Raw genomic sequence first — 15,105 nt, 5'->3', positions numbered from 1 at the left:
GTGGTGGCGTAGGTGGTGGCGTAGGTGGTGGCGTAGGTGACGGCATAAGACGAGTCTGATTGCTTTTCAGAAACGTCTCATATCTCTGGGCGCGCTTCATTCCCAGAATGCATGGATCGACATCATCCGCTCAGACAGCAGGAGATCGCCATGCACAAACCGAAACCGTCTTCCCGGACATCCATTACACCCGGCATGCTCGGCACCCCGGGGTTCCCCGGGCCGATGGCGCCGTCGGCCCCGGCCCTGCGGCAACTGGAGCGCATTCAGGAAGCGCTCGGGGTGATGTCGGCGGCGCTGGATAACGCGGCCTCGCCGGACTTCGGCAACGCCGGCGCCGCGCTGATCATCCGGCTGATCCGGCGCGAGGCGGCGTCAGCCATCTCGGTGCTATCGCCGCCGAAGGAACGCTCCGGTCACGGCTTCAAGCCGCTGTAGAACGCCGCGAGGTTGGCGATGTCCTTGTCGGTCAGCGGTTTGGCCATCAGGTTCATCATCTCGTCCTTGCGCGCGCCGGTCTTGTAGTCCTTGAGCGCCTTCACGAGGTAGGTCTCGTTCTGGCCGGCCAGGTGCGGCGCCTCGGGCAGCTTCGACTTGCCGTCCAGGCCATGACAGGCCTGGCACTGCAGTGCGCGGGCCTTGCCGGCCTGGGCGTCTGCGGCCAGGGCAGGAGCCCCGGCCACGGCCATTGCCATCCCCAGCCAGGCGGCGATTGTCAGCGAACCGTGTCGCGTCACTTGGCCCCCGCGTAGGAGATGCGGTAGATCGCCCCGGCGTAGTCGTCGGACACCAGCAGCGAGCCGTCCTGCAACTGCTGCACGTCCACCGGGCGGCCCATGTACTCGCCGTTGGCCGTCAGCCAGCCTTCGGCGAAGACCTCGGTGGTGCCGACCGAGCCGTCGGCGTTGACCGGCGTGTACACGATGCGGGCGCCAATCGGCTTGGTGCGGTTCCAGGAGCCATGCTCGGCCGCGAACACGCCGTTCTGGTACTTGGCCGGGAACATCTTGCCGGTATAGAACGACATGCCGAGGTCGGCCGCGTGGGCGGCGTACTCCACCACCGGGAAGACGGCGTCTGCTGGCGGCTTGGCGTCCTTGTACTCGACCGTGCGGACCTTGCCGCCGCCGTACCACGGGAAGCCGAAGTTCTGGCCGCCCTTGGTGGCCCGGTTCAGCTCGCCGGGGGGCTGGTCGTCGCCCATGCCGTCCACCTGGTTGTCGGTGAACCAGAGCATCTTGTCGACCGGGCTGAAGTCCAGGCCCACGGAGTTACGCACGCCATGGGCATAGACCTCACGATTCTTGCCGTCCTGGTCGATCCGGATAATGCCGCCGACGCCGTTCTTGTCGAGCGTGGCCAGCTTGTCCTTGGGCGGCACGTTCCACGGCTGGCCGAGGGCCACGTAGAGCTTCTTGTCCGGGCCGATGCGGCAGGCGCGCGCGCCGTGGTTGAAGCTCTCGAACTCGGTCGGGACCAGCTTGCCCTGCGGCACGACCACGCCGACGGCCACGTCGGGGCCGCCCTCGCCGAAGAACTGGGCGGCCGGGAACGCCAGCACGCGGTTCTGCTCGGCCACGTAGAGGATGCCGTCGGGGGAGAAACAGACGCCGTTGGGCACCTTGAAGGCGACGGAACTGGCGAACTGCACCACGTCGTCCGCCACGCGGCGCTTGTTGCGGTCCGTCACCTGCCAGACCTTGGTCTTGCGCGTGCCGACGAAGACCACGCCCGTGGACGGCTCCACCGCCATGTGGCGGGCTTCGGGCACCACCGCGTACAACTCGATCTTGAAGCCCTGCGGCAGCTTGATCGTCTTGAGGTTCTCGCGGATGGCGTCGGCGCGCGTGCCGGTCTGCGGCACGGTTTCCGGCGTGGCGGTGCCGGTCGGCTTGAAGCTCTGGAGCTTCTGGAGGTTGTCGGGGGCGGCCATGGCAGGCGCCAGGGCCAGGAATATCGCGGCGGCGGCCGCGGAGGATATGGCAGTCCTGATCATTTTGTCGTCTCCGGAGTTCTTCTTGTGTGCATCAAACAGCTTAGGTCAAGAATCGGAACCCGCGTGATGCACTTTCTTGACGACGCAATAAAAGATGTTCAGGACGGCCGCCGCCGGGCAGGCTTACTTGCCGGAGTCCTTCACCCCGTCGAATTTGTCGAACTCGACGTTGTAGAGCTCCCCGTTGACCTTTTCCACCTTGCGGATGTAGACCGTCTGCACCACGTCGCGCGTGGCCGGGTCGATGGTGATGGCGCCGCGCGGGCTCTGGATCTTCATGCCCTTGAGCGCCGCCAGGAACTTGTCGCCGTCCGTGACGCCGTTGGTTCTCTTCAGGGCTTCGTAGATGGCGGCCATGCCGTCGAAGGCGGCCACGGCCATGAAGTTGGGCCGGCCGGCGCCCGGGTTGGCCTCGGCAAACGCCTTCAGGAACGCCTTGTTTTCCTTCGAATCATGGGCGGCGGAGTAGTGGAACGAGGTGATCACGCCCAGCGTGGCGTCGCCCATGGCCGGCAGCACGTGGTCGTCGGTCAGGTCGCCCGTGGCAATCACGCGGATGCCGGCGGCGGCCAGGCCGCGCTCCCGGAAGCCCTTCATGAAGGCCACGCCTTGCTCGCCGGCGGGCAGGAACAGGAACACGGCCTCCGGCTTGGCGTCCTTGATGCGCTGGATGAAGGGCGCGAACTCGGGGTTGCGCAGCGGCACGCGGATCGACTCGATAATCTGCCCGCCGCCGCCCAGGAAGTTGGTCTTGAACGCGGTTTCGGCGTCGATGCCGGGCGCGTAGTCCGCCACCAGCGTGACCACCTTGCGGATGTTGTTGCGCACCGCCCAGGTCGCCATCGGCGCCGAGATCTGCGGCAGCGTCATCGACACCCGTGCGATGTAGTTCGACTTGGTGGTGATGACGGAGGAGGCCGCGTTGAAGATCACCATCGGCTTTTTCGCCTGCTCGGCGATGGGCGCCACGGCCAGCGCCTCGGGCGTGAGGCCGAAGCCGGCCAGGATGTCCACCTTGTCGCGCACCACCAGTTCCTGGGCCAGGCGCTTGGCCACGTCCGGCACCGGGCCGGTGGTGTCCTTGAGGATGACTTCGATCTTGCGGCCGCCCACGGTGTCGCCGTGGAGCTTCTGCCAGGCCTTGACTCCGCCTTCCATCTGCTTGCCGTAGTCGGCAAAGCTGCCCGAGAACGGGGCGATCAGCCCGATCTTGACCGGATCGGCCGCAAAGCTGGAAGCGGGGAATGCCAGGACGGCGAGGGCGCCGCACGCCAGGACGGCGCGCCGCAGCGGGGTGAAGGTCATCGAAGTCTCCCGAAAAGTGCGGTACTAGGCGACCGCATCGAACGGGAGTGTAGGGGGGAGGGCGGCTGTGCGCAATCCCGTGTTTCGCTCCCCCTCCCGCAGGCGGGAGAGGGGGAAAACCAAGGCTCAGACCACCGTTGCCAGGGCCAGCGTCAGGCCCAGCGCCACCACCGAGATGATGGTTTCGCAGACCGACCAGGTCTTGAACGTCTGCGCCACGGACATGTTGAAGTACTCCTTCACCAGCCAGAAGCCGCCGTCGTTCACGTGCGAGAGGATCAGCGATCCGGCGCCCGTGGAGAGCACCAGCAGTTCCGGGCGGGTGCCCGGCACGCTGGCGGCGATCGGGGCGACGATGCCGGCGGCCGTGGTCATGGCCACCGTGGCCGAGCCCGTGGCGATACGGATCATCACCGCCACCAGCCAGCCCAGCACCAGCACGGACACGTGGGCGCTGGTCGCCACGTCCACGATGGACGTGGAGATGCCCGAGTCGCGCAGGATGCGGCCAAAGCCGCCGCCGGCGCCCACCACCAGCGTGATGATGGCCGTGGGGGCCACGCACTCGTTGGTGAACTTCAGGATCATCTCGCGGCTGAAGCCGCGTGCCTTGCCGAAGGTGTAGAAGCTCACCAGTGCGGCGATCAGCAGCGCCATCACCGAGTTGCCGATCAGCTTCAGGAAGTCGTTGGCGAAGGTCTTCGGCGTGGTGAACAGGTCGGCCCAGCTACCGATCAGCATCAGCATCACCGGCAGCAGGATGGTGAACACCGTGATGCCGAAGCTCGGCAGGGCGTGCGTGGCCTTGACGCCCTCGTCTTCCTCGGTGAACTGCGCGGCCAGCGGGTTCACATCGGGCAGCTTCACGTAGCGGTCCATCAGCTTGGCGAACAGCGGGCCGGCGATGGCGGCCGTGGGCACGCCCACGATCAGCGCGTACATGATGGTCTTGCCGATGTCGGCGCCATAGGCCGTCACGGCCAGCAGCGCAGCCGGGTGGGGCGGGATCAGCCCGTGCACCACGGACAGGCCGGCCACCATCGGAATGCCCACCAGCACCATCGAGGTACCGGTGCGCTTGGCCACGTTGAAGGCGATCGGCACCAGCAGCACGAAGCCGACCTCGAAGAACACCGGCAGGCCGACGATGAACGCGATGGTCACCATGGCCCAGTGCACGTTCTTCTCGCCGAAGAAGTCGATCAGCGTCAGCGCGATGCGCTCGGCGCCGCCCGACTCGGCCATCATCTTGCCGAGCATGGTGCCCAGCCCGATCACCAGCGCGATGTGGCCCAGCGTGCCGCCCACGCCGGCCTCGAACGACTTGATGATGTCGCCCATCGGCATGCCCACGGCAAAGCCGAGCGCGACGGACACTATCACCAGCGTGATGAACGGGTTGAGCTTGAACCTGGCGATCAGTATGACCAGCGCGATCACGGCGATCAGCGCATAAACCAGGAGTGTGGTTCCTGTTACGGCACCCATATTGTCTCCTTGCGCGGGTGCCGTCCGGAGGACGGTCCGCTTCCGCTATGAAAAGGCCGCTATTCCTGTGGGGCTTAGCGGCCGGGTTGATAAATCGGTTGGCTCACCGTGCGGGCTTATGCCGCGGTTTTCTTGTAGGCAATGCAGTCCACTTCGACCTTGCAGTCCACCACCATGCTGGACTGCACGCAGGCGCGGGCCGGCGGGTTGGCGCCGAAGTATTCCTTGAAGATCTTGTTGAACGAGGTGAAGTCGCGGGCGTCGTCCAGCCAGACGCCGCAGCGCACCACGTGCTCGGGGCCGTAGCCGGCCTCGGCCAGGATCGCCAGCACGTTCTTGATGGCCTGGTGGCTCTGCGCCACGATGCCGCCGTCGATCACCTCGCCGCCCACCATCGGCACCTGGCCGGATACGTAGAGCCAGCCGTCGGCGGCTACCGCGCGGGCGAACGGCATGTGCGAACCGCCCTGGCCCGTGCCGCCTTCCACGCCGAAACGCTTGATGTCCATGAAAACTCCTGTTTACTGAATGATGAAAGGGGTCAGGCCGTGGCGCGGGGGCCGCGCGGCAGGAAGCGGCCGGCGCGCACGCCGGTGGCCTCGCGCTGCTGCCACGACAGCTCGCCGTTGACCCAGACCGCCGCGATGCCCTCGGCGGGCTGCATGGGGTCGGTGAAGCTGGCGGCGTCCCGGATCGTGGCGGCGTCGAACAGGACCAGGTCGGCCCAGTAGCCTTCGCGCACGAAGCCGCGCCCGGTCAGCCCGAAGCGCTCGGCGGAGAGGCCGGTCATCTTGTTGACGGCCACGCTCAGCGGAAATAGCTCGCGGTCGCGCGCGTAGTGGCCCAGCACGCGCGGAAACGCGCCCCAGAGACGAGGGTGCGGCAGCGGGTCATTGGGCAGGCCGTCGGAGCCGACCACCGTGGCCGGATGGCGCAGGATGCGGTCCACATCGGCATCTTCCATGCAGTGGTAGACCGCGCCGGCCGGTTGCAGTCGCCGCGCGGCTTCCTCCAGATCGACATTCCACTCGGCGGCGATGTCGGCCAGCAGGCGGCCGCCCATGGCCGGGTGCGACTCCGACCACGTGACCTGGATGTCGAAATCGCTGGTCACCTGCTTGAGGTCGAGCGTGGACGAGCTGGCGGTGTACGGATAGCAGTCGCAGCCCACCGGCTGCCAGCGCTGGGCGCCTTCCAGCGCGTCCAGCACCTCGCCGCTGCGGCCCCAGTTGGGCACGCCGGCGCATTTCAGGTGCGAGATGACCACCGGCACGCGCGCATGGCGGCCGATGCGGAAGGCTTCGTCCATGGCGTCGAGGATCTCGGCGAACTCGCTGCGCAGGTGGGTGGCGTAGAGCGCGCCGGCGTCCGCGAGCGGCTCCGCCAGGGCGAGGACTTCCTCGGTCGGCGCGCAGAAGGCGTTGGCGTAGGCCAGCCCGGTGGAGAGGCCCAGGGCGCCGTGGGTCAGGGCTTCCTCCAACTGCGCGCGCATCGCGGCGGTCTCGTCGGGGGTGGCGGCGCGGTCGAGCCGGTCCATATGGTTGCTGCGCAGGGCCGTGTGGCCGACCAGCGCGGCCACATTGACGGCCGGCTGCGCCGCGTTGACGGCCTCGACATAGGCCTGGAAGCTCGGGTAGCGAAACGCCTCGGCGCGGCCCAGCAGGTTCATCGGATCGGGCGGATCGCCCGCCAGCGTGACCGGCGCCGCGCTGATGCCGCAGTTGCCGACGATCACGGTCGTCACGCCCTGCGAGATCTTCGGCGTCATCTCGGGCTGGCGGACCACGTTGGTGTCGTCGTGCGTGTGGACGTCGATAAAGCCGGGCGAGAGCACCATCCCGTGGCCTTCCACCACGTGGGAGGCGGTGTCCGGGTCGATGGCGCCGGGGGCGTCGATGCGCGTGATGCGGCCGTCGCGGATGCCCACGTCGGCCAGCCGGGGCGCGGCGCCCGAGCCGTCGATCAGGCTCACGAGGCGGATCAGGGTGTCGAACAGGTGTGGCATGGTCAGTCTCCCAGCGGCTGGCGGCTGTCCGGCCCGTCGCTGTCCTGGCTCACGCCGCGGTGGGCGTCGAGCACGTATTTGAGGCGGCGCAGCTTCTCGGCACTCTGTTCCTGCGTCAGCAGGGCCAGGCGCGTGGCGAGCACGTCGAGCACCAGCAGCATCGCGTAGCGCGAGGCCGATGGCTTGAAGATGAAATCCGTCTCCAGCGAGCGCACGGGCAGCAGCACATCGGAACGCGCCGCCAGCGGCGAACCGAGCGCCGTCACAGCGATCAGCCGGGCGCCGTACTCGCGCGCGATGTCGCAGCTGGCCAGCATCTCGGGCATGTTGCCGCTCGCCGAGAACGCCAGGACCACGTCGTCGCGCGTCAGCGTGGCTGCCACCATCTTCTGGAGGACCGCGTCCTGATAGCTGGCCACGGGATGCCCGAGCCGCGCCAGCCGGTAGCGCGCCTCGTCGGCCATGAACGTCGAGCCGCCACCCATGCCAAAAGCGTAGACCATGCGCGCGTCCAGCAACAGCCGCGCGGCAATGCCGATGCGTTCCGGGTCGATCAGCTTGCGATTGACCTCCAGCGTGTTGATGACATCGGCGTGAATGCTTTCTGCCAGCGAGGCGGGCGCCCCGGGCTCCGCCAGCGGCACCGGCTGCAGGAAGCGCGAGCCTACGGCGGTGGCCTGGGCCAGCCGCAGCTTCAGGTCGCGCACATCGCGGCAGCCGATGGCCTTGGCGAAGCGCGTGACACTGGCCTCGCTCACCGCCGCCTTGCGCGCCAGTTCATTGATGCTGGCCGCCGCCGCGCCGGCCAGGTCTTCCAGGATCACCTGGGCGACCTTCTGCTCGGCCAGGCGCAGCGCGGGGCCACGTTCGGCAATGCGGGTCAGGATGTCGAAAGGCGCGGTCATGGCGGGCGGATGCGCGTCCCCCGGCAGGGCTGTCGGGCGAGGCATGTTACTTTATAACAAGGATGAAATATCGTAGTTTCAAGGCTATGATTACGTCAATCAGAATTTTTGCGGGGTGATGACAGCATGCGTGAGACAAAGTATCAGGGTGAATACCAAGCCGGAATCATCGATCCGCTGAACAAGGCGCTGGGCCGGATGGACACCCCGCTGGCCCCCGCAAACGCCAGCCAGGTCGGCTGGAACCTGTTGTGGGAGGACCTGAGCCTGCCCGCGGCTGTGCTCTATGAGGAACGTCTCGCGCACAACCTCACATGGATGCGCCGCTTCATGGGTGAATACGGGGTGCAGCTGGCGCCGCATGGCAAGACCACCATGGCGCCCAAGCTGTTTGCGCGACAGTTGCAGGAAGGTGCCTGGGGCATCACCCTGGCCACCGCGCACCAGACCGCAGCCGCCGCCGCGCATGGTGTGAAACGCGTGCTGATGGCCAACCAGCTGGTTGGCCGCCGCAATATGGAGATCGTGGCGGACCTGCTGCGCGATCCTTCCTTCGAATTCTTCTCGCTCGTCGATTCAGCGGATCTCGTCGATCAGCTCGGCGCGTTTTTCCGTGCGCGCGGCCAGAAGCTGCAAGTATTGGTGGAACTGGGCGTGGAGGGTGGTCGTACTGGCGTGCGTGACGCCGCCCAGCAGCAGGCCGTGATGGACGCGTTGGCGCGCTGGCCCGACGCGCTCGCGCTGGCCGGCGTGGAAGTCTACGAAGGCGTGCTCCAGCAGGAGGCCGACATCCGCGCCTTCCTGCGGCGCACTGTGGCCGTGACGCGCCAGCTGGCCGCCGAAGGCCGCTTCAGCCGCAGCCCAGTGGTCATGTCGGGCGCGGGCTCGGCCTGGTATGACGTGGTGGCCGAGGAGTTCTCGCGGACCGACATCGGCGCCCCCATCGACATCGTGCTGCGTCCCGGCTGCTACCTGACCCACGACGTGGGCATCTACCGTGCCGCGCAGACGCGCATCCTGGCCAACAACCCCGTGGCGCAGCAGATGCGCGAGGGGCTGCTGCCCGCGCTGCAGCTCTGGGCCTATGTGCAGTCGATTCCCGAGCCGACGCGCGCGATCATCGGCATGGGCAAGCGCGATGCCGCGTTCGACGCCGGCATGCCGATTCCCGCGCGCCTGTACCGGCCCGGCACGGACGCCCCGGTGGACACCCCGGCGCACTGGCAGGTGACCGGCATGATGGACCAGCATGCCTATTTGCAGATTCAGGCTGGCGACGATGTGCGCGTCGGGGATATGATTGCCTTCGACATCTCGCATCCCTGCCTGACGTTCGACAAGTGGCGGCACATCCCCGTGCTGGACGACCAGTTGCGCGTCATCGACATCGTGCAGACGTTCTTCTGAGGGAGACCCTGCGACATGAGCATCGACATTCTTGCCTACGGCGAGCCGCTGGTGGAATTCAACCAGCAGCCCGACGACGCCAGCCGCTACCTGCAAGGCTTTGGCGGCGACACCTCGAACTTCTGCATCGCCGCCGCGCGGCAGGGCGCCACCACCGGCTACATCAGCGCGGTGGGCGCCGACAGCTTAGGCGAGCGCCTGCTGGCGCTGTGGACCACCGAGCGCGTGGATACGCGGCACGTCAGCGTGAATGCGGCGGCGCCCACGGGCGTCTATTTCGTCTCGCACGACAGCCACGGCCATCGTTTCGACTACCTGCGCGAGGGCTCGGCCGCGAGCCGCTATCACCATGACCAATTGCCGCTGGCGGCGATTGCCCAGGCGCGCTTCCTGCACCTGTCCGGCATCAGCCTGGCCATCAGCACCAGCGCCTGCGACGCCGGGCTGGCCGCGATGGAGCACGCGCGCAAGGGCGGCACGCAGGTGTCGCTCGATACCAACCTGCGGCTGCGGCTGTGGTCGCTGGCCCGCGCGCGCGGCATCATGCGCGAGGCGTTTTCGCTGACCGACGTCTGCCTGCCGAGCTGGGACGACATTACCGTGCTCACGGGGCTGGACGACCGCGATGCCATCGTCGATTACCTGCTCGGCTGCGGCATCGGGCTGGTGGCGCTGAAGCTGGGCGAGGAGGGCAGCTACGTGGCCACGCCCGAGGCGCGCTCGCTGGTGCCGCCGTACCCGGTGCGGCCGCTCGACGCCACCGGCGCGGGCGATTGCTTCGGCGGGAGCTTCATCGCCCGGCTGGCTGCGGGCGCGGATCCGTTCGATGCCGCGCGCTACGCCAACGTGGCGGCTGCGCTGTCCACTACGGGCTACGGCGCGGTCGCGCCGATCCCGCGCGCCGATACCGTGCAGGCGCGCCTGGAACAATCCGTGTCGGTGATTGCCTGACTGGAATCAGACGGGCGTGCTTCGCCCCCCATATTTGCCACCCAACATCGGGACTGTCATGCCAAATCAACCTTCCCCGCTGCTAGAACGACTCGTCAATGTGCCGGTGATTCCGGTGCTGGAATACCACTCGGTGGACGACGCGCTGCACGTCAGCGAGGCGCTCGTCGCCGGCGGCCTGCCGCTGCTGGAGATCACGCTGCGCACGCCGGTCGCCCTGGAGGCCATCCAGGCCGTGGCCAAGGCGCTGCCGCAGGCCGTGGTGGGTGCCGGCACGGTGCTGACCGTGGAACAGCTTCACGCCGTACGCGACGCCGGCGCCCAGTTCGCGGTCTCGCCCGGCCTGACGCGCAAGCTGGCCGATGGCGCGCAAGGCGCGGGCATCACGCTGTTGCCGGGCGTAGCGACTGCCAGCGAGGCCATGGCGGCGCTGGAATCCGGCTTCACCTTCCTGAAGTTCTTCCCGGCCGAGGCAGCCGGCGGCGTGCCGATGCTGAAGTCGCTGTACGGGCCGCTGGCGCAGCTCAAGTTCTGCCCGACCGGCGGGATCGACCTCATCAAGGCCCAGCACTACCTGGCGCTGCCGAACGTGGTGTGCGTGGGCGGCTCGTGGGTCGTGCCCAAGGACGCCGTGGCCGCCAAGGACTGGGGCCGCATCCGCAAGCTGGCCGAGGAAGCCGCACGGCTCTGCAAGGGCTGATCGCCCGACCGCTGGAAAGCGGGGAGTAAAAACTACAAAGCCGACCGGGAATTCATTCCCGGTCGGCTTTTTTAGTCCTCGGAGCGCCCGCTACGGCGCCTCGGCTGGAGAGCGTTTACTTCGCCTTTTCAGCGGAGTTCTCGAGTTTCTGACCGCCCTTCTGCACGTCCTGGCCGACGCCGGCCATGGTGTTGCAACCTGCCAGCAGGGTGGCACACAGTACGCACCAGATCCATCCTTTTTTCACGAGTGGCTCCTTTAGGGATAGTGAGAAGTGGGCACATTCTACCGTCGCCCCAATCGATCTCGATGCAGGATGTGTGCCAATTTGTAAGTAGGAAAACGCTGACAAACGGCTACAAACGGCTGACAAACAGGCCCTCCGGCACCGTGCCCGATCAAGGGCGAAGGCCGGGGCCGAGCAGTTGCCGCGCGCGGTCCACGATGGCCGCGTGGGTCTGCGCCAGCCAGTGCGCGGGGAAGGGCTGGGCGAGCAGATAGCCCTGGACGCTGTCGCAGCCCCAGTCGCGCACGGCCTCCAGCTGGGTGCGCGTCTCCACGCCCTTGGCACAGACCGGTACGCCATGCGCGTGGGCCAGCACGCACGCCGCGCGCAGGTGGGCGGCGATGTCGCCGCTGCGGGTAGCGTGCCCCAGATGGCGCGCATCGAGCGTGACCACATCGGGCCGGGTGATTTCCAGTGCGCGCAGGCTTGCTGCGTTGTCGGTGAAGTCACTGAGCGCCATGCCGATGCCGGTGTCATGCAGCAGCGTAGCCTTGTGGGCGGTCTCCGGACTGTCCGGCACGATGCTCACCGGCACCTCCACACACAGCCGGCCGGGGCCCACGCCGTAGGCCTCGACGGCCCGGCGCAGCATGTCGATGCTGCCGGGCGACTGCAACTGCGAGCTTGACGCCAGCAGCGTGAAGGGCACCGGCGCCACGGTCTCCGTGGCCCGCATCAGGGGCAGCAGTTGCTGAAGAATCCATTGCCCCATCTCGTCCATCATGCCGAGTGCCTCGACGGCGGGCAGGAAGTCGTGCGGCGCAATGCGGCCCAGCACCGCGTGCTGCCAGCGCAGCCGCACCGTGTAGGCGACGATCTCGGCGGTGGAAAGTAACGCGCGGGGCTGCAGATGCAGGCTCAGTTCGCCCCGGGCGATGGCATGGGGCAGGGCGGCGAGCAGCGGTGCCATGCGCGGGGGCGTGGGCAGGCTGGCGCGGCCAACGCCGTCGCCGCCGCGCCGGTTGATCTGCAGCATGGCGTCGAAGGCCTGCTGCAGGTTGCGTTCGGTGGCGCTGTCGGGGTGATCCATCGCCGCGCCGATGCTGCACGACAGAAACAATTCGAAACCATCGACCAGATAGGGCCGGCCCAGCACGGCTGCAATCGTCATGCTCAGGCAGCCGGGGTCGTCCGTGCCCTCGGGGAGCAGGCAGGCAACGCCGAGATCGGCCGGGCCCAGCCATTGCATCACGGCCGGCATGGTGGCGAGGCTGGCCACCCGCGACTTGACCTCTGCGCGCAGCAGATTGGCGCGCGCCGGACCGAGGGTGTCGCAGGCATGCTGGAAGCGGTCGAGGCGGATGACCAGCACGGCCAGAGGATGGGCCGTGCCGACCTGCGCGCGATGTTCGTCCAGCGCGGCAATGAACACCGCCGGCTGGGCCGCGCGGTTGCCGTCCATGGCTGGTGGCGTGTCGTGAGTGTCCGCGCTCATCAGTGACTCGCGGCGCCGTAGAGGCCGTGGCAGACATCAGCCACCGGCAATACCCGTTTTGCGTTCCCGTTCATGCATTCCATCTTTCGGGGCGCTCTGCTGGCGCCGCTCGATTTTGTTAGCGACTGCGTGGTACTGCGGATGCTGCAAGGCAGATCATACGGCAGCCGCGTAGAACTAGGAGAACGGCTAGGTCCACGTGCACAGTGCGTAACAGCGATGTTTGATTCTGCACAACGAATCGCATGTCGCTACAAAAGTCGTCTTGACCAGTGAGCAGGAATCGCGTTAGGGCGCGGGCAATAAAAAACGGACGCATAAGCGTCCGTTTCGGGGTGAGGCGGGCAGGGCGGTCAGCCGGTGGTTTCGGGCTCCGGGCCGTCCTCGGGCGGCACCTGGGAGGCCAGCACCTTGTCGATACGCTTGCCGTCCATGTCGATGATCTCGAACTTCCAGTCGCCCCATTGCACGCTGTCGGTGGTCTGCGGCAGGCGGCCGAGCAGCAAGAGCAGCATGCCGGACAGCGTGTGGTAGCGCTCCTTGTCTTCCTCGGGCACGGCGCGCAGGCCCAGGCGGTCCTTGAATTCCGGCACCGGGATCATGCCATCCAGCAGCCATGAGCCATCGTCGCGCTGCACGGCCCACTCGCCACCTGCCTCATCGGGCTTGAACTCGCCGGTAATCGCCTCGATCAGGTCCTGCAGCGTGACCAGACCCAGCACCTCGCCGTACTCGTCGATCACGAAGGCGATCTGGCCGCCGGAGGCGCGGAAGTTCTCGAGCAGCTCCATGCCGGTGACGCTTTCCGGCACGAACACGGCCGGCTGGAGCACCGCGGTCAGTTCGGCACGCTCGCCACGGAGGCGGCGGGCCAGCAACTGACGCGCGCTGACCACGCCCAGAATGTCGTGCATGCCACCCCGCACCACGGGGAAGCGCGAGTGGTCCGATTCCTCGATCCGGCGCAGGTTCTCTTCTTCGGAGAGGCCGGCGTCCAGGTAGACCACATCGCCGCGCGGCACCATCAGCGAGGCCAACTGGCGATCATCGAGCCGGAACACGTTGCGCACCATCGTGTGCTCGTGACGTTCGATGACGCCTGCCTCCGAGCCTTCCACCAGCAGCGCGTGGATTTCTTCCTCGGTCACGGCCGGGCCGCGATCGGTCTTGACACCGAGCAGCCGCAGCACGAGCCGCGTGGAGCCGCCCAGCAGCTTGACGAATGGCGTGGACGCCGTGGCGAGGAACGAGATCGGGCGCGCCACCGCGCGCGCGATGGCCTCGGGCGCCAGCTGGCCGAGCCGTTTGGGCACCAGTTCGCCAAGGACGATCGAGAAATAGGTCAGGCCGGCCACCACGATGGCCGTGGCGGTATAGCCGGCGGTCGTCGGCGACAGGCCCAGGCCCGCGAGCCATTCGCCGAGCGGCGCCGCCAGCGTGGATTCCCCGACCACGCCGTTCAGCACGCCGATGGAAGTAATGCCGATCTGGACGGTGGACAGGAACCGCGTGGGGTCCTCTCCGAGCTTGACGGCCTCTATCGCGCCACGGTCGCCGTTCTCGATCTGCCGCTGCAACCGGGCCTTGCGGGCCGTGACGAGTGCGATCTCGGACATGGCGAACAGGCCGTTAACCAGAATGAGCGCCAGTAATATGGCTATTTCCATCAGGGTGCGCGCCCTATGCGCGCGGGAATTGAAAAGTCAAAGCATACCATCGGCATGTGACCGGACCACTGCGCGGTGGCGCACACGTCACAAGAAAATGGCCCGTCCGGTGGACGGTCTTGCACGGCAGCGCAAGCACGGATCATGCCGTCAGCGGCTGGATGTCCCGCTCGATCTTCTCGCCGGCCTTCTCCTGGGCGATGCGCAGGTCGTACGCCGCCTGGAGATTGGCCCAGAACTGTGGCGTCGTGCCGAAGTAGCGGGCGAGCCGCAACGCGGTTTCGGGCGAGATGGCGCGGCGCCCGCGCACGACGTCGTTGATGCGCGGCGCGGGCACGCGCAGGGCAATCGCCAGCGCATTGGCCGAGAGCCCGTGCGGGGCCATGAAGTCCTGGCGCAGGATCTCGCCCGGGTGCACCGGCGCGAGGGGCTCGCCCGTTTCGACGTCCCTGGCATCGAGGCGCGGCAGGTCTTCACGCGTGATGGTCATGCTGGCTCCGGTTGTCGGTGATAGTCCGCAATGTCGACGTCCCATGCTTCGCCGTTCTGAAAACGGAAGCAGATGCGCCACTGGTTGTGAATCTGGATGCTCCATTGGCCCCGCCGCGCGCCACGCAGGGGTTCCAGCCGGTTCGCCGGCGGGGCCTGCATGTCGACCAGCGATGCCGCCGCGTCCAGCAGCCCGAGTTTCCTGAACGCCGTGGCCTGAATATGCCGTGGCAGGGTGTTGACGTACCGGCCGCAGAACAGGGCCGCCGTGGCTTTATTGGCGAACGTCCGGATCATGGATGTCGATGGTATAACGTATTGCATTAAATGGCCAGCATCTAGGATGAGGGTGAACCGTCATCCTAGAAAGCCGCGCGCCATTGCGACATGGGACGAATCTGAAACCTGTGAATCACGATGATTACCTGCAAGGGAATCGTCACGCTTCCCGGCCCATGCTGTAATACCCGC

General features: G+C 67.2%; 16 protein-coding genes. 4 read left to right on the top strand and 12 right to left on the bottom strand.

All coding sequences use genetic code 11. The features are described from left to right. The first annotated feature begins 150 nt into the window (after positions 1–150). The gene (locus BM115_RS17750) at positions 151–438 is read left to right on the top strand and encodes a hypothetical protein (RefSeq protein ID WP_143093916.1); all 288 of its coding nucleotides are present in this window, start codon (positions 151–153) and stop codon (positions 436–438) included. Here the strand turns inward: BM115_RS17750 and BM115_RS17745 are convergent. The 7 genes from BM115_RS17745 to BM115_RS17715 all read right to left on the bottom strand — a co-directional run bounded on the left by BM115_RS17745 (position 417) and on the right by BM115_RS17715 (position 7,699). Continuing rightward, positions 417–737, bottom strand: coding sequence for a c-type cytochrome (locus BM115_RS17745; RefSeq protein ID WP_369823487.1), 321 nt, complete (start codon positions 735–737; stop codon positions 417–419). The two genes, BM115_RS17750 and BM115_RS17745, sit on opposite strands and share 22 nt — an antisense overlap. Next, positions 734–1,933 (bottom strand): PQQ-dependent sugar dehydrogenase, encoded by a 1,200-nt coding sequence (locus BM115_RS17740; RefSeq protein ID WP_255370884.1) that lies wholly within the window; start codon positions 1,931–1,933, stop codon positions 734–736. The genes BM115_RS17745 and BM115_RS17740 overlap by 4 nt, the downstream gene beginning before the upstream one ends. A 186-nt stretch (positions 1,934–2,119) precedes the next feature. Next, positions 2,120–3,301: an ABC transporter substrate-binding protein gene (locus BM115_RS17735; protein WP_092296722.1), complete on the bottom strand. Its 1,182-nt coding sequence runs from the start codon at positions 3,299–3,301 to the stop codon at positions 2,120–2,122. 126 nt (positions 3,302–3,427) lie between these two features. Beyond that, positions 3,428–4,789 carry a GntP family permease gene (locus tag BM115_RS17730; protein WP_092296719.1) on the bottom strand — a complete coding sequence of 454 codons (1,362 nt, stop codon included), beginning with the start codon at positions 4,787–4,789 and terminating at the stop codon, positions 3,428–3,430. A gap of 116 nt (positions 4,790–4,905) precedes the next feature. Then, positions 4,906–5,298 carry a RidA family protein gene (locus BM115_RS17725; protein ID WP_092296716.1) on the bottom strand — a complete coding sequence of 131 codons (393 nt, stop codon included), beginning with the start codon at positions 5,296–5,298 and terminating at the stop codon, positions 4,906–4,908. 32 nt (positions 5,299–5,330) lie between these two features. After that, entirely contained in the window at positions 5,331–6,794 is a 1,464-nt protein-coding gene (locus BM115_RS17720) for an N-acyl-D-amino-acid deacylase family protein (RefSeq protein WP_092296713.1), read from the bottom strand. Positions 6,795–6,796: 2 nt separating this feature from the next. Beyond that, positions 6,797–7,699, bottom strand: coding sequence for a MurR/RpiR family transcriptional regulator (locus BM115_RS17715; protein ID WP_092296710.1), 903 nt, complete (start codon positions 7,697–7,699; stop codon positions 6,797–6,799). A 126-nt stretch (positions 7,700–7,825) separates the two neighbouring features. On the opposite strand from BM115_RS17715, the gene BM115_RS17710 reads away from it, so the two are divergent. From BM115_RS17710 to BM115_RS17700, 3 genes are read left to right on the top strand one after another with little or no spacing between them, the layout of a single operon-like run. Next, the gene (locus BM115_RS17710; protein ID WP_092296707.1) at positions 7,826–9,106 is read left to right on the top strand and encodes an amino acid deaminase; all 1,281 of its coding nucleotides are present in this window, start codon (positions 7,826–7,828) and stop codon (positions 9,104–9,106) included. Positions 9,107–9,121: 15 nt separating this feature from the next. After that, entirely contained in the window at positions 9,122–10,057 is a 936-nt protein-coding gene (locus BM115_RS17705; protein WP_092296704.1) for a sugar kinase, read from the top strand. A 58-nt stretch (positions 10,058–10,115) separates the two neighbouring features. Continuing rightward, entirely contained in the window at positions 10,116–10,757 is a 642-nt protein-coding gene (locus BM115_RS17700; RefSeq protein ID WP_092296701.1) for a bifunctional 4-hydroxy-2-oxoglutarate aldolase/2-dehydro-3-deoxy-phosphogluconate aldolase, read from the top strand. Positions 10,758–10,872: 115 nt separating this feature from the next. Here the strand turns inward: BM115_RS17700 and BM115_RS17695 are convergent, their stop codons facing one another. The 5 genes from BM115_RS17695 to BM115_RS17675 all read right to left on the bottom strand — a co-directional run bounded on the left by BM115_RS17695 (position 10,873) and on the right by BM115_RS17675 (position 14,931). Further along, complete coding sequence (locus tag BM115_RS17695) at positions 10,873–11,004, bottom strand: entericidin A/B family lipoprotein (protein ID WP_092296698.1); 132 nt, start codon at positions 11,002–11,004, stop codon at positions 10,873–10,875. Positions 11,005–11,155: 151 nt separating this feature from the next. Then, positions 11,156–12,478, bottom strand: coding sequence for a GGDEF domain-containing protein (locus BM115_RS17690; RefSeq protein ID WP_092296695.1), 1,323 nt, complete (start codon positions 12,476–12,478; stop codon positions 11,156–11,158). A 353-nt stretch (positions 12,479–12,831) separates the two neighbouring features. After that, the gene (locus BM115_RS17685) at positions 12,832–14,145 is read right to left on the bottom strand and encodes a hemolysin family protein (protein ID WP_092296692.1); all 1,314 of its coding nucleotides are present in this window, start codon (positions 14,143–14,145) and stop codon (positions 12,832–12,834) included. Between the two features lie 142 nt (positions 14,146–14,287). Next, positions 14,288–14,635 carry a HigA family addiction module antitoxin gene (locus tag BM115_RS17680; protein ID WP_092296689.1) on the bottom strand — a complete coding sequence of 116 codons (348 nt, stop codon included), beginning with the start codon at positions 14,633–14,635 and terminating at the stop codon, positions 14,288–14,290. Continuing rightward, positions 14,632–14,931 (bottom strand): type II toxin-antitoxin system RelE/ParE family toxin, encoded by a 300-nt coding sequence (locus BM115_RS17675; RefSeq protein WP_092296686.1) that lies wholly within the window; start codon positions 14,929–14,931, stop codon positions 14,632–14,634. Before BM115_RS17675 ends, BM115_RS17680 begins: the two co-directional genes overlap by 4 nt. Between the last annotated feature and the right edge of the window lie 174 nt (positions 14,932–15,105).

This window comes from Cupriavidus sp. OV096, assembly GCF_900115455.1.
Classification (GTDB): domain Bacteria; phylum Pseudomonadota; class Gammaproteobacteria; order Burkholderiales; family Burkholderiaceae; genus Cupriavidus.
The sequence above is the reverse complement of the archived record's forward strand: the minus strand, read 5'-3'. Positions and strand labels throughout refer to the sequence as shown.